The sequence below is a fragment of the uncultured Lacinutrix sp. genome, assembly GCF_947500325.1.
In the GTDB taxonomy this organism is placed as follows: domain Bacteria; phylum Bacteroidota; class Bacteroidia; order Flavobacteriales; family Flavobacteriaceae; genus Lacinutrix.
The window spans coordinates 1-12,765 of sequence record NZ_CANMRQ010000019.1 but is presented as its reverse complement, the minus strand read 5'-3'; the positions used below and the strand labels follow the sequence as shown (position 1 = coordinate 12,765).

Here is a 12,765-nt window from a genome sequence, read left to right as displayed (position 1 = left end):
ATGAAAATATATCGTTTACATAAAAAACAAAAGCTTCCAATTTCTAAACAAGAGGCTTGGGAATTTTTATCTAGCCCAGAAAATTTAAAAACCATTACTCCAGATTATATGGGGTTTAATATCCTATCTGGAGCAGACAGACCTATGTTTGCTGGGCAAATTATACAATATATAGTGACTCCTGTTTTGGGCATAAAAACCAAGTGGGTTACCGAAATTACACATGTAAAAGACGGCGAGTATTTTGTAGACGAGCAACGTTTTGGTCCTTATGCTTTATGGCATCATAAACACTTTATAAAAGAAATTGATGGTGGTGTTGAAATGGAAGATATTATAGATTACAAAATACCAATGGGGTTTTTGGGTCAAATGGTGCATCCTTTTTTAGTAAAACCTAAGTTGGAAGAGATTTTTAATTATAGAACAAAAAAATTAGAAGAACTATTTGGAAAATATTAATATAATGAATCCAAAAGTAAATATATTCTGGTTTAGAAGAGACCTTCGTTTAGATGATAATCATGGCTTATATAAAGCTTTAAAAGACAATAATCTTGTCTTACCTATTTTTATTTTTGATAGCAATATTCTTAATAAACTACCTAAAAATGATGCTCGTATTACTTTTATTTATGAAAGTATACAAAACATGCAAAGCAAACTCAAAAAAGACTACAATTCTAATATTGCTTTATTTTTTGGAGAACCAGAAAAGATCTTTAGGACACTTGTAGAGCAATATACTATAGATACAGTATATACAAATCACGATTATGAACCCTATGCAATAGCTAGAGATAAGGCTATAGAAACACTTTTAACGTCAAAAAAAATTGCTTTTAAATCCTATAAAGATCAAGTTATTTTTGAACGCAACGACATTGTAAAAAAAGATGGTACTGCTTATAAAGTATATACACCTTTCTCTAGAGTTTGGTTAGATACGTATAAAAGAGAAGGTATTACCTTTTACCCATCAGAAACACTATTAAATAATACTTTAAAATCTAATACTCTCCCTAATTTATCTTTAAATGCTATTGGATTTACTGAGTCGAAAATAAAAGCTGAAAAATATACGATAACTCCAAATTTAATTGCAGATTATGAAGCTACTCGAAATTTTCCTGCCCAAGACAATACCTCCAAACTAGGACCTCATCTTCGCTTTGGAACAGTTAGTGTTCGTAAAATGGTTAATGAAGCTTCAAAACAACAAAATATAACATTCCTTAAAGAACTAATTTGGCGCGAGTTTTTCATGCATATTCTTTGGCATTTCCCATATACGTCTAAAAATAGTTTTAAACCAAAATACGACAGAATAGAATGGCGTAATAATGAATTAGAATTTAAAGCATGGTGTGAAGGTAAAACTGGTTATCCCCTAGTAGATGCTGGTATGAGGCAATTAAACAAAACGGGGTTTATGCATAATCGTGTACGCATGTTAGTAGGTAGTTTTTTATGCAAACATTTACTTATAGATTGGAGATTAGGTGAAGCTTATTTTGCCTTAAAATTACTTGACTATGATATGTCTAGTAATATTGGTAACTGGCAATGGGTTGCGGGATGTGGTGTTGATGCTGCTCCATACTTTAGAATTTTTAATCCAACAACACAGATAGATAAATTTGATAAACAATTAGAATATATAAAAAAATGGGTTCCTGATTTTCAAGAACTCACTTACCCAAATCCCATTGTTGATCATAAAATGGCCAGAGAACGTTGTTTAAAAGTTTACAAAGCTGCAGTAAGTTAAACCTAACATTTAGTTAATAAATACTATTTCATTTTTTACTAACTTTAGCTTTCAATCTTAAAATTTAAAGTTATGAATACTAAAGAAGTCGCTCAAAAATGGAAAGAAATGTGTCAAGAAGGCAAAAATCTTGATTGTATTAACGAGCTATATGCAGAAAATGTAGTAAGTAAAGAAATGCCTGGAATGCCTGGAGAAGAAATTACTGGAAAACAAAATGTTTGGAACAAAGGAAAAGAATGGTTAGAAAATGTAGAAGATTTTCATGCGAGTTCTATTTCTGAACCTGTTGTAGCTGGAAATTTTTTTACTGCAAAAATGGGCTTTGATTGTACTTTTAAAGACAGAGGAAGACAACAAATGGAGGAAGTTTGTGTTTACGAAGTAAAAGATGGAAAAATTGCTAGTGAGCAATATTTTTACACTATAGAATAGTGCTTTTATAATAATATATACAAAAAAAGCTTCAGTATTATACTGAAGCTTTTTGTATATATAGACATTGTTGCCCTTATTATTCTACTCTGGTAATTTTAGCACCAATACGTTGTAAACGCTCAACAATATGCTGGTAACCTCTATCTATTTGCTCTATATTATGAATAGTAGACGTTCCTTTAGCAGATAATGCAGCAATTAGTAATGAGATACCAGCTCTAATATCTGGAGAGGTCATTGTTGTTGCTTTAAGTTGAGATTTAAAATCATGACCTATAATGGTTGCTCTATGCGGATCACAAAGAATAATTTTTGCTCCCATATCTATTACTTTATCTACAAAAAACAAACGGCTTTCAAACATTTTTTGATGTACCAAAACTTCACCTCTTGCTTGAGTGGCAACAACTAACACAATACTCAATAAATCTGGTGTAAAACCTGGCCAAGGTGCATCTGCAATGGTTAAAATTGAGCCATCAATATAATTTTGTATTTCATATCCGTCTTTGTGTTGCGGAATATAAATATCGTCTCCTCTTTTTTCTAAAGTGATTCCTAGTTTTCTAAAAACGTTTGGTATTTGCCCTAAATCATCCCAGCTTACATTTTTAATAGTTAATTCACTTTTAGTCATAGCCGCTAAACCAATCCAACTACCAATTTCAATCATATCTGGCAGCATCGTATGATCTGTACCACCTAAGCTATCTACACCTTCAATAATTAACAAGTTTGAACCTACACCAGATATTTTTGCTCCCATACGATTCAACATCTTACATAATTGTTGTAAGTACGGTTCGCATGCAGCATTATATATTGTTGTTGTTCCTTCAGCTAAAACAGCAGCCATTACAATGTTTGCTGTTCCAGTAACAGATGCCTCATCTAAGAGCATATCTGTTCCTTTTAATTTTTCGGCTTCAACACCATAGAAATAATCTTCTCGATTATATCTAAATTTAGCGCCTAAATTTATAAACCCTTCAAAATGTGTATCTAAACGTCTACGTCCAATTTTATCACCACCAGGTTTTGGTATATAACCTTTACCAAAACGTGCCAACAAAGGACCTACTATCATTATAGAGCCACGCAAACCTCGTCCTTCTTCTTTAAAACTAGCAGACTCTAAATAATTTAAATTAATGTCATCTGCCTGAAATGAATAAGAACCTGCTTTTAATTTTTCAACTTTAACTCCTAAATTACTCAACAGAGCAATTAATTTGTTAATGTCTATAATATCTGGAATATTATTAATGGTTACTTTTTCTGGTGTAAGCAATACAGCACATAAAATTTGTAATGCTTCATTTTTTGCGCCTTGTGGTTGTATTTCACCTTTTAATTGGTGACCGCCTTCAATTATAAATGTACCCATTAGCTACTAGTATCGTTTTTTTCCGCGATTATTATTCTTCTTATTAGAACCTCCTTTTTTATTATTATTCGTGTACTTCTTTTTAGCACTACTCTTTAATAAACTAGCAGAATCTATTAAATCTTCTTTAGATTCTTTTAAATTGATTTCACCATTAGATAATTCAAATAAGTGATTAAAAATCACATAATCTTCAACCGTATCTTTGTTCCAATTTAAAAAACACTTTTTCATATGATTAGCAATCGTATATGTTAAAGCTTCTTTTAATTCTCCATCTTCCCACGAAATAGCAACATCAATCATTGTCTTAATGTTGTTGCCATAGAAACGATATTTAGGAAAATTCTGAGGATACTCTAAAGGTTCTGGTCGTTCTTCTAAAAGTTCTTTAGATGGTTTTTCATATGGAGAATCTGCATCTAACTCAAATTTAGACATAATAAACAATTGATCCCAAAGCTTATGCTGGAAATCTGGTACATCTCGCAAATGCGGTTGTAGATTACCCATAACAGAAATAATGGCTTTAGCTACCTTATTACGTTCTTCTTTAGTCTCTTGTTTAATGGCAAAGTTTACCATTTTCTGAACGTGTCTTCCATATTCTGGAATAATTAAATGTTCACGTTCTGTGTTATATTCTATATCGTCTATCAAAATAAAAATTGTGTAGAATTAATGTGTTGCATTGTAGTTCTCTAATGCCTTCGCAAAATACAAAACTATTTAAAGTATAACGATAAAATTATAAAGAAATTACACCTTCAATCTTTTCTGCAACTTCTTTGTATTTTTCTATTACAGCATCTGGGTTTTTCATACGGACATTAATAGAGACACTTGTATATTTACCATTACTAGATTCTTTTGTTTGTATTACAGCACCCAAATGGTTAAATATAGCTTCAATTTCTGCTATTTTTTTTTGATCTGACAATACTATAAATTTATATAAATATTCTGTTGGCCAAAGTGTTGTATCTAATAATTGGCTCTTTAATTTTGTATAAAAATCCTCTGGATTTTGTGATTTACTCATAAGTCTTATATATCTCACAAAGATAAGTTATCCTTGTCATTTTTTTTATACCTTTTTTATTACGATTTTTACAGCTAAAATTATACCATAATTGAATACAAAAACAATAGTTATTACTGGTGGTCCAGGTAGCGGTAAAACCTCTATTATAAACGAATTAACGAATCGAGGGTTTACCTGTTTTGAAGAAATCTCTAGACAAATTACATTAAAAGCTAGAGAAGATGGCATAGAACAATTATTTCTTACTAGCCCAATTCAATTTAGTGAATTACTTTTAGAAGGTAGAATAAAGCAGCATGTAGAAGCCGTAAATAGTAAGAATGAATTTGTTTTTTTAGATAGAGGTATTCCGGATATTCCTGCTTATATGGATTTTAAAGGTGATACTTATCCCGATTTATTTCGTAATGCCTGTAAAGAAAACATCTATGACTATGTATTCATCTTAGCGCCTTGGCAAGATATTTTTACTAGTGATAGTGAACGTTATGAAAATTTTGATCAAGCATTAGAAATTCATGAAAAGCTTTTAGAAACCTATACTAAGTATGGTTATAACTTAAGAGATGTTCCTTTTGGATCTATTGAATCAAGAGCAGACCATATTATAAATGTAGTGAAAGCGTTATAATACCTATTGAATTTGAAATGATACATCAAAATAGTTTTTTTTGCACTTTCTTATCATTTAAAAATATAACCGTAGCTTTGACTATGCTATTTTTTTTAAACTCAATTAAGCGCAAAATATTTCAATTTACCCAGCATAATTTCAAATTCAATAGGTATTAATGCAACATCCAATAAACATATTAGAACGTTATTGGAAATTTACTTCATTTAAACCACTTCAAGAGGATATTATAAATTCGGTTTTAAAAGGCGAAGACACTTTCGCATTATTACCAACTGGCGGCGGAAAATCTATATGTTTTCAAATACCTGCTTTAGCTAAAGATGGTATTTGTATAGTAATCTCTCCTTTAGTCGCATTAATGAAAAACCAAGTTCAAGCCTTACAAGATAAAGGTATAAAAGCAATGGCTTTAACTAGTGGGATTTCTTATTCGCAATTGGACACCATGTTAGATAATTGTATTTATGGGAATTATAAATTTTTGTATTTATCTCCAGAACGGTTACAACAAGATATAGTACAAGAGCGTATTAGACAAATGAATGTTAACCTTATAGCTATAGACGAAGCACATTGTATTAGCCAATGGGGAAATGATTTTAGGCCTAGCTATAAAAACATAGTAAAGCTACGAGAAATACAACCTACTGTAAATGTAATAGCTTTAACAGCAAGTGCTACTCCTGAAGTTGTTGATGATATTATAAAAGAACTCGATTTTATTAGCCCAAAATGTTTTAAGCAATCTTTTGTAAGGTCTAACCTAGCCTATATGGTTTTTCATGAAGAAGATAAATACTATAAATTAGAAGCCATTCTTAAAAAAAATCCAGCACCATCTATAATATATGTTAGAAATAGGAGAGCAACACTTGAAATAAGTTCTTTTCTAGAAAGTAAAGGTTATAGTTCTATTTATTATCACGGTGGATTATCTCATGCAGAAAAAGATAATGCTCTTGAGAGTTGGATGCAAAACAGAAAGCAAATCATGGTTGCAACCAATGCTTTTGGTATGGGTATAGACAAACCTGATGTTAAAACGGTTATACATTTAAATCTACCAGAAAGTATGGAAAGTTACTTTCAAGAAGCTGGCCGTGCCGGTAGAAATGGAAACAAAGCATTTGCTGTTATTTTAAAAAACAATAGTGATGAACTATTAGTAAAAAATCAGTTTTTAAAAGTATTACCTAGTGTTAGTTTTATTAAAACTATTTACAGAAAACTAAGTAGTTATTTTCAAGTGTCTTACGGTGAAGGCGTTGATAATGTTTTTGATTTCAATTTTAATACTTTTTGTAAAACTTATAAGTTTAATACCATCTTGGCCTATAACGCTTTATTATTATTAGACAGAACAAGTGTTATTTCTCTTTCTAAACAATTTAATCAAAGAACATTAGTACATTTTATTGTTAGCAATACTGCTTTATTTAGTTATTTAGAAACTCATAAAGACAGTAACACTATTGTAAAATCTATTTTAAGAACTTACGGTGGTATTTTTGAGCAAGAGACTAAAATAAATACAAATCTTATAGCAGACAAAGCTTCAGTTAAAGAAGAGGCTGTTTTTGCGGTATTACACCAATTAGAGAAAGCAGAAATCATTACCTTAAAAAACTCTAAAACAGATGCGCAAATAACCTATTTAGAACCTCGTGAAGACGACAAAACCATTAATAGAATCTCTACAATTATTAAGCAACAAAATACTTTAAAAGAAAAACAAGTACTTTCTATATTAAACTATATAAATAATGATGACCTTTGTAAAAGTATACAACTACTCTCCTATTTTGGAGAACAAGATATTGATGCTTGTGGTATTTGCTCTGTTTGTATTCAAAGAAAAGGATCTAAAACAGTTGATTCTAAAGTTATAAAACAAAGTATTATTAAAGCATTAGAGAATGGTGATTTATCGTCTAGAAGTTTACTTGAGCAACTAGATTACTCTGAAAATCAAATAAATAATACCATTAAAGAACTATTAGAATTAAGAATAATAAGTATTACAAAAACAAACACCTATAAATTAGCACATATATAATGACAAAAAAAAGAGACTTACGCATTGTTTTTATGGGTACACCAGATTTTGCTGTAACCACTTTACAAACACTTTTAGAAAACGATTTCAATATTGTTGGTGTTATTACTGCTCCAGATAAACCAGCTGGGCGAGGTAGAAAACTTAACAAAAGTGCAGTTAAAACATTTGCTGAATCTAAACATTTAAACATTTTACAACCTACCAATTTAAAGAGTGACGATTTCATTACAGAATTAAAAGCACTTAAAGCCAATTTACAAATAGTAGTTGCTTTTAGAATGCTTCCAGAAATTGTATGGCAAATGCCAAAATATGGAACTTTTAATCTTCATGCATCTCTATTACCAAATTACCGTGGTGCTGCACCAATTAATTGGGCCATAATTAATGGTGAAGAAAAAACAGGTGTTTCGACATTTTTTATTGATAAAAAAATAGATACTGGCGAAATGATTCTTCAAGAGGAATTAGAGATTACACCAGATGAAAATGCAGGTAGCCTGCATGATAAATTAATGATAATAGGCAGTGAATTAGTTATTAAAACTGTAAAACTAATTGAAACAGATAAAGTAAAGACTACGCCACAGCCTGAAGATGCCATTAGTAAAACGGCATACAAACTTAATAAAAACAACTGCAAAATAGATTGGACTGCATCTATAGATACTATATATAATAAGATACGTGGTTTAAGTCCATATCCTGCTGCTTGGTGTGAGTTACATAACGGAGATGCTGTATTAGATGTAAAAATATATACAACCGAAAAAGAGATAAAAGAGCATAAACATGACATTGGCAGCATCGTTTTTTCAAAAAAAGAAGTCAAAGTTTCTGTAAAAGAGGGCTTTATAAAAATATTAGATATTAAGTTACCAGGTAAGCGAACCATGGATGTAAAATCGCTTTTAAATGGTTATCATTTTGAAAATGATGCAAAAATGCTGTAAAGCCTTATCATTGCTAACAAAGTTAAAAAACGCAAAAAACAACACTCCTTTATTAACAAATGACCGAAGTTATCAACAAAATAGGGTATTTCCCTTGCTATTACTTGCATAGTAGCATAATCCGTATAAATTTGTAGAGGATTTAACAAAATATTGTTTACCAACTATTTATTAATAATTAAAATTTAAATTATGAACAAAACAGATTTAATCGATGCTATGGCAGAACACGCAGGAATTACTAAAGCAGCTTCAAAAAAAGCTTTAGAATGTGCGTTAATTGAAATTGAAGGTGCTTTACAAAAAGGTGACAGAGTTTCTTTAGTAGGATTTGGATCTTGGTCAGTTTCTAAAAGAGCTGCAAGAGATGGAAGAAACCCTCAAACTGGAAAGACTATCAAAATCAAAGCTAAAAACGTTGTTAAGTTTAAAGCTGGATCTGATTTAGCAAGTGCAGTAAACTAAGTTTTACTACATTTTTATAGTATTAAAGCCTTCATTATGAAGGCTTTTTTCATTTTACACCTTTCTCAAGGTGTTTTATAACAAGCAAACAATTGGTTTTTTAATAAATAAAGTTTACATTTATTAGATAAATTTCTTTTTTATGATTTCAACTAAACCAACAAAAGGAGATTTGTTAGTCGCAGAACCATCGATAATAGGTGACTTATCTTTTAACCGCTCTATTGTTTTATTAACAGATCATTCCGACGAAGGCTCAATAGGTTTTATTTTAAATAAACCTTTGGATTATACTATAAATGACTTAATTCCAGAAATTGAAACAGCTTTTAAAGTATACAATGGCGGTCCAGTAGAACAGGATAATTTATATTTTATTCATAAAGTACCAGAACTTATACCTAATAGTATAGAGATTTCTTTAGGAATCTATTGGGGCGGCGATTTTGCAGAAGTTTCAAAATTAATAACGGAAGGCAAAATTAGTGAGAAAGATATCAAGTTCTTTTTAGGGTATTCTGGATGGGAAACTAACCAATTAGAAAATGAGTTAAAATCTAATTCATGGGTAGTAACTAAAAACATTTACAAAAAATCGATTATAGAAAAAGACTATGAGTTTTTCTGGAAAGAAAAAATGGTAGAGTTTGGTGGCGATTATAGTATTTGGTCTAATGCTCCAGAAAACCCAAGTTATAATTAACCTAACCTTATCTTCACGTTTATTTTTTGAAGTAACATTTTAGCTACTTCATTTCCAAATGTCTTTTTTCTATATTTTGTAATTGACTGAATACCAGTAATCACATTTGTTATAAATAATTCATCTGCTTTTTGTAATTCGAATGGCGAGATTGACACTTCTTCTAAAGTGTAATCTGGTAATAACTCTAAAAGATTTAATAACTGCTGTCTCATCACTCCTTTTAAACAACCATCTGCTAAAGGTGGCGTTTTTATAGTATTACCTTTTACTAAGAAAATATTACCATTAAGTGCTTCTACTACATTTTTGTTAGTATTTAATAATAAGCAATTATCTAAATCATTCTCTTTAGCATAAATACTAGCGACAACATTTAAAGCTTTATTATTAGTTTTTAGCGTTGATAGTAGACTTGGTGAGACATAAAAATCTTTAAATAAATCAACTTCATATGTATTATCATTCAATAAATAGAAGTCACTTTCTAAGGCTTTTGCAGATATTATAAAACTAACATCAATATTTGTTGGTAGATATAAGCCTCCAACATTTCTATGTATTTGAATTTTAACTCTTGAAGAAGCATTTGCCAACTCATTTTTAGTGATTGTTTTAATTATTTCTTCCTCAAAAAATTCCATTGTAAAATGCATAGGTATTTCCATACGCATAATACGCATAGATGCCATAAGCCTAAAATAATGGTCTTCTAAAAATAATATCTTGCCATGCGATACCTTAATAGTTTCAAATAATGCATCTCCATAGCTATAACCACGGTTTTCAAATGTTAAAACCGAATTATTTTCGCTAAAATTTCCATTAATATTTATCATAAAAAAAAGTCCTGATCAAAAATCAGGACAAATATAAGTTTAAAATCTATAATTATTTAAGCAGAACCTAATACTTGTTTTAATCCTGAAATTTGATTTTCCCAAAGCATTTTTCCTTCTTCTATTTCATCTTCTTCAGCAAAATCTGTAACCATAATAGATACATCTTTTGTGATTTCGTCTACTTGAATTCTTATTTCAAAATAATAAGGTTCATCTTCATCTTCTAACCATCTAAATTTAATACGTTCTCCACTCTTTTTAGTTAGCAGTTTAGCTTGTTCTTCTGCTCCATCCCATATAAACTTAAAAAGTTCTCCACGAGAATTCACATTATCTGCAAACCACTCAGACAATCCTGAAGGTGTAGAAATGTATTGATATAATAAACTTGGTGAGGCGTGTATAGGGAATTCTAATTCGTATTTAACTTTATCGTCCATTGGTTGGTATTAAAAATATTTTGCTCAATATATACATTAATACGAAATAAACACCAAAACAATTAATTATTTTTAATTTGAGTAATACCTTTTTGGAAACATTTTAAATAAATATTTTTATTCACTTTTATGTTTGCGCACTCTAAATTTGTTTTTATATTTGCACCCTCAATAAATGGCGAGGTAGCTCAGTTGGTTAGAGCGTCGGATTCATAACCCGGAGGTCACGAGTTCAAATCTCGTTCTCGCTACAATAAAACCTCTTGATTTTCAAGAGGTTTTTGTTTTTTTAGCCTGTTTTTGTTTAAAATTTAATAACTAACGACTCATATACTCTTGCCAGGTTATTAAAAGGTATTTTTCTTTTATATTCTCTTTTAAATCTAAAAAACCATATTCATAACAAAAAAGATAAACTTGTCCTTTACTATTTTTCCAATAATGAGTAAAATACTGTGGATCAAAACCTTCTGCTAGCAATCTATCTTTTCGCACTGTAGATTTCCCAGATTTATTATATGCTTTTAAGAGCTTTCGGTTCGTTTTTAATTTTTTGTCTATTACGTAATATAGCGAATCTTCTAATTTTCGTTTTTGATATTGATAAGCAGATTTACAGTGTATAGAACAATATTTCTTATCAGATCTGCCTATAATTTTAGAATTACAATGTGGACATATAGTCATAACTTTTCTTTTCAATTAATATTAATTAAATATTATACGAATAGTATGCGATTAAAATACTACTATAATTATTAAATATCGCTTTTTTGTAACATGAACCTTACTAAACATATTACTCTGAAGCATTTATTGATTGATAATCAAAAAATGATTGGGATACAATTTTCACCTGATAAAGTAATTCAAGCCTTAATAAAAGAGCTTCCCAACCCTAGATGGAGTAAGAAATTCTCTATGGTATACATTATTAATACCAAAGACAATCTTAATATCATTTTTAACAAATTTAGAGGAGTAGCTTGGGTCAATGGAAACTCTTTCTTTAAAGAAAAAGCAATACGTGACAATCAGCCTGTAGATATCAATTGGTATCGCAACAGAGCTAAAAAGGCTTCCTATAAATATGCCCCTGAAGACTATTTGATAAAATTAGAACTTAAACGATATGCCTTAAACACCTGTAAAATATATATCTCGTTGTTCGAAAATTTTATCAATCACTACCCACTTAAAGATATTGTAACGCTATCTGAACAAGAAATAAGAAAATATCTACAAATACTCATCCAAGAAAACAAATCCAATAGTTATATAAACCAAACCATCAATAGTATAAAATTTTACTACGAGGTTGTCATGGGAATGCCCAATAGGTTTTATAGTATAGAACGACCAAGAAAAGAACAGAAACTCCCACAAGTACTTTCTAAAGAAGAAATACTCACTATAATTGCCAATACCAATAACATAAAACATCGTTGCATAGTAAGTTTATTATATTCTGCTGGATTACGTAGAAGTGAATTATTAAATTTAAGAATTGAAGATATAGATAGTAAAAGGATGTTGATCCATATCAAAAATGCAAAGAATAATAAAGATAGATATTCCTTACTATCAAAAACCGTATTAAAAGAACTAAGAATATATTATAAGAAATGGAATCCAAAAGAATATTTATTTGAGGGATTAAAAGGAAATAAATATAGCGGAAGTAGCGTAAAAGAAATCGTAGTTAAAGCAGCAAAAAAATCTAAAATAAGCAAAAGAGTAACCCCACATATGCTAAGGCATAGCTTCGCTACTCATCTATTAGAAAATGGTACAGATTTAAGATATATTCAAACTCTTTTAGGTCATAGTAGTACAAAAACAACAGAAATATATACTCAAGTAGCAGTAAACAATTTTAAATCAATTAAAAATCCACTAGATTTGTAGTAAATACATGGAATATAATAGCAATTGCTATTATAACATTGTTGTGTACAATTAAAGTGAATGAAACCAAAAATATTAATCTTAGTTCTAATATGTGTTTTATTAGGTTGTACGAAT

15 protein-coding genes and 1 tRNA gene are annotated in these 12,765 nt (G+C 29.9%); 10 read left to right on the top strand and 6 right to left on the bottom strand.

The genetic code is table 11. The features are described from left to right. From Q0997_RS16655 to Q0997_RS16645, 3 genes are all read left to right on the top strand, one after another. The gene (locus Q0997_RS16655) at positions 1-462 is read left to right on the top strand and encodes an SRPBCC family protein (protein WP_299890833.1); all 462 of its coding nucleotides are present in this window, start codon (positions 1-3) and stop codon (positions 460-462) included. A 4-nt stretch (positions 463-466) separates the two neighbouring features. Then, positions 467-1,771, top strand: coding sequence for a deoxyribodipyrimidine photo-lyase (locus Q0997_RS16650; RefSeq protein ID WP_299890831.1), 1,305 nt, complete (start codon positions 467-469; stop codon positions 1,769-1,771). A gap of 72 nt (positions 1,772-1,843) precedes the next feature. After that, positions 1,844-2,206, top strand: a complete 363-nt coding sequence (locus tag Q0997_RS16645; RefSeq protein ID WP_299890829.1) for a nuclear transport factor 2 family protein — start codon at positions 1,844-1,846, stop codon at positions 2,204-2,206. A gap of 79 nt (positions 2,207-2,285) precedes the next feature. Here the strand turns inward: Q0997_RS16645 and murA are convergent, their stop codons facing one another. From murA to Q0997_RS16630, 3 genes are all read right to left on the bottom strand, one after another. After that, a complete protein-coding gene (gene murA / locus Q0997_RS16640) occupies positions 2,286-3,596 on the bottom strand; it encodes a UDP-N-acetylglucosamine 1-carboxyvinyltransferase (RefSeq protein ID WP_299890828.1) in 1,311 nt (436 codons plus the stop codon). A gap of 6 nt (positions 3,597-3,602) precedes the next feature. Continuing rightward, complete coding sequence (locus Q0997_RS16635; RefSeq protein WP_299890826.1) at positions 3,603-4,256, bottom strand: DUF4290 domain-containing protein; 654 nt, start codon at positions 4,254-4,256, stop codon at positions 3,603-3,605. Positions 4,257-4,344: 88 nt separating this feature from the next. Then, positions 4,345-4,638 carry a DUF493 family protein gene (locus Q0997_RS16630; RefSeq protein WP_299890824.1) on the bottom strand — a complete coding sequence of 98 codons (294 nt, stop codon included), beginning with the start codon at positions 4,636-4,638 and terminating at the stop codon, positions 4,345-4,347. Positions 4,639-4,729: 91 nt separating this feature from the next. On the opposite strand from Q0997_RS16630, the gene Q0997_RS16625 reads away from it, so the two are divergent. The 5 genes from Q0997_RS16625 to Q0997_RS16605 all read left to right on the top strand — a co-directional run bounded on the left by Q0997_RS16625 (position 4,730) and on the right by Q0997_RS16605 (position 9,458). After that, on the top strand, positions 4,730-5,272 hold the full coding sequence (locus tag Q0997_RS16625; protein ID WP_299890822.1) for an ATP-binding protein: 543 nt from the start codon (positions 4,730-4,732) through the stop codon (positions 5,270-5,272). 160 nt (positions 5,273-5,432) lie between these two features. After that, positions 5,433-7,334 carry an ATP-dependent DNA helicase RecQ gene (locus tag Q0997_RS16620; protein WP_299890820.1) on the top strand — a complete coding sequence of 634 codons (1,902 nt, stop codon included), beginning with the start codon at positions 5,433-5,435 and terminating at the stop codon, positions 7,332-7,334. After that, entirely contained in the window at positions 7,334-8,290 is a 957-nt protein-coding gene (gene fmt, locus Q0997_RS16615) for a methionyl-tRNA formyltransferase (protein ID WP_299890818.1), read from the top strand. The genes Q0997_RS16620 and fmt overlap by 1 nt, the downstream gene beginning before the upstream one ends. A 192-nt stretch (positions 8,291-8,482) precedes the next feature. Further along, on the top strand, positions 8,483-8,755 hold the full coding sequence (locus tag Q0997_RS16610; protein WP_299890817.1) for an HU family DNA-binding protein: 273 nt from the start codon (positions 8,483-8,485) through the stop codon (positions 8,753-8,755). Between the two features lie 142 nt (positions 8,756-8,897). Next, complete coding sequence (locus tag Q0997_RS16605) at positions 8,898-9,458, top strand: YqgE/AlgH family protein (protein WP_299890815.1); 561 nt, start codon at positions 8,898-8,900, stop codon at positions 9,456-9,458. Here Q0997_RS16605 and Q0997_RS16600 read toward each other — a convergent pair. Together Q0997_RS16600 and Q0997_RS16595 are read right to left on the bottom strand one after the other, a co-directional pair. Further along, entirely contained in the window at positions 9,455-10,297 is an 843-nt protein-coding gene (locus tag Q0997_RS16600; protein WP_299890813.1) for an aminotransferase class IV, read from the bottom strand. The genes Q0997_RS16605 and Q0997_RS16600 overlap by 4 nt on opposite strands. A 56-nt stretch (positions 10,298-10,353) precedes the next feature. Then, complete coding sequence (locus tag Q0997_RS16595; protein ID WP_299890811.1) at positions 10,354-10,740, bottom strand: START-like domain-containing protein; 387 nt, start codon at positions 10,738-10,740, stop codon at positions 10,354-10,356. A 177-nt stretch (positions 10,741-10,917) separates the two neighbouring features. Between Q0997_RS16595 and Q0997_RS16590 the strand changes: the two genes are divergently transcribed. After that, positions 10,918-10,991, top strand: a tRNA-Met gene (locus tag Q0997_RS16590). Between the two features lie 67 nt (positions 10,992-11,058). On the opposite strand, the gene Q0997_RS16585 is transcribed toward Q0997_RS16590, so the two are convergent. Then, positions 11,059-11,427, bottom strand: coding sequence for a hypothetical protein (locus Q0997_RS16585; protein WP_299890940.1), 369 nt, complete (start codon positions 11,425-11,427; stop codon positions 11,059-11,061). A gap of 147 nt (positions 11,428-11,574) precedes the next feature. Between Q0997_RS16585 and xerA the strand changes: the two genes are divergently transcribed. Beyond that, positions 11,575-12,648: a site-specific tyrosine recombinase/integron integrase gene (gene xerA / locus Q0997_RS16580; RefSeq protein WP_299890810.1), complete on the top strand. Its 1,074-nt coding sequence runs from the start codon at positions 11,575-11,577 to the stop codon at positions 12,646-12,648. Positions 12,649-12,765 lie beyond the last annotated feature (117 nt).

What these genes read in the sequence shown, in the direction of transcription:
- Q0997_RS16600 (WP_299890813.1), bottom strand. Translation starts at nt 10,297, where the DNA reads ATGATAAATATTAATGGAAATTTTAGCGAAAATAATTCGGTTTTAACA.
- Q0997_RS16585 (WP_299890940.1), bottom strand. Translation starts at nt 11,427, where the DNA reads ATGACTATATGTCCACATTGTAATTCTAAAATTATAGGCAGATCTGAT.
- Q0997_RS16610 (WP_299890817.1), top strand. Translation starts at nt 8,483, where the DNA reads ATGAACAAAACAGATTTAATCGATGCTATGGCAGAACACGCAGGAATT.
- Q0997_RS16655 (WP_299890833.1), top strand. Translation starts at nt 1, where the DNA reads ATGAAAATATATCGTTTACATAAAAAACAAAAGCTTCCAATTTCTAAA.
- Q0997_RS16595 (WP_299890811.1), bottom strand. Translation starts at nt 10,740, where the DNA reads ATGGACGATAAAGTTAAATACGAATTAGAATTCCCTATACACGCCTCA.
- Q0997_RS16630 (WP_299890824.1), bottom strand. Translation starts at nt 4,638, where the DNA reads ATGAGTAAATCACAAAATCCAGAGGATTTTTATACAAAATTAAAGAGC.
- Q0997_RS16645 (WP_299890829.1), top strand. Translation starts at nt 1,844, where the DNA reads ATGAATACTAAAGAAGTCGCTCAAAAATGGAAAGAAATGTGTCAAGAA.
- Q0997_RS16650 (WP_299890831.1), top strand. Translation starts at nt 467, where the DNA reads ATGAATCCAAAAGTAAATATATTCTGGTTTAGAAGAGACCTTCGTTTA.
- murA (WP_299890828.1), bottom strand. Translation starts at nt 3,596, where the DNA reads ATGGGTACATTTATAATTGAAGGCGGTCACCAATTAAAAGGTGAAATA.
- fmt (WP_299890818.1), top strand. Translation starts at nt 7,334, where the DNA reads ATGACAAAAAAAAGAGACTTACGCATTGTTTTTATGGGTACACCAGAT.
- Q0997_RS16605 (WP_299890815.1), top strand. Translation starts at nt 8,898, where the DNA reads ATGATTTCAACTAAACCAACAAAAGGAGATTTGTTAGTCGCAGAACCA.
- Q0997_RS16620 (WP_299890820.1), top strand. Translation starts at nt 5,433, where the DNA reads ATGCAACATCCAATAAACATATTAGAACGTTATTGGAAATTTACTTCA.
- xerA (WP_299890810.1), top strand. Translation starts at nt 11,575, where the DNA reads ATGATTGGGATACAATTTTCACCTGATAAAGTAATTCAAGCCTTAATA.